Annotated in this window: 1 protein-coding gene; it reads right to left on the bottom strand. The window is 63.5% G+C overall.

Features of this window, described 5'->3' with window-relative positions; translation table 11 throughout:
* The coding region (locus WH91_RS10710) for a winged helix-turn-helix transcriptional regulator (protein ID WP_144408368.1) at positions 1 to 502 on the bottom strand (502 nt) is incomplete at its 3' end.
* Between the last annotated feature and the right edge of the window lie 73 nt (positions 503 to 575).

The following is a 575-nucleotide window of genomic DNA, read 5'->3' as shown; positions in this document are numbered from 1 at the left end:
AGAGTTCTGCGCGGCTGTGGCTCAGCTTGAACTGGGCCACCTGCAGCTTGGTGCGCTCGCCGGCGATGACCGCCCAGTCCTCGCTCCAGTCGAACTGAAAGGCCTCACCTTCTGCGAAGCGCAGCGGGACAAAGGTGCCGCGTCCCGACGTACGGGCTTGCTCCTGTTGCTCCTGACGCCAGCGGCGAGCGAATGCAGCAACGCGATCGTAGGAGCCGGTGAAGCCCAGTGCACACAGATCGGCGTGAATCTGCTTGAGTGTGCGCCGTTGCTTGCGTGGCTTGTTGGCCTCGGTCTTGGGCCAGGCGGAGAGCTTGGCGGCATGGCCGTCGGGCTTGCTCGGGCTCTGCCGTGCAGGATAGGCCGGTGCCGTGGTGTCAGCGCGCAGATAGCGCCTGACCGTGTTCCTGGAGATGCCCAGGCGTCTGGCGATCTCGCGCAGCGGGATCTGGTCGCGAAGATGCCAGCGTCGAATGATGCTCAGTATGGCCACGTCGATCACTCCGATCTCCCGCTCGTTGCCGAGCGGGACAGTGTTCTATACGTGGGTCAACATTCGATGCAAAAACCTACCT

Source organism: Devosia psychrophila (assembly GCF_000971275.1).
Lineage (GTDB): Bacteria > Pseudomonadota > Alphaproteobacteria > Rhizobiales > Devosiaceae > Devosia > Devosia psychrophila.
Note: the sequence above shows the minus strand (reverse complement) of the source record. Positions and strands in the feature narration are given on the sequence as shown.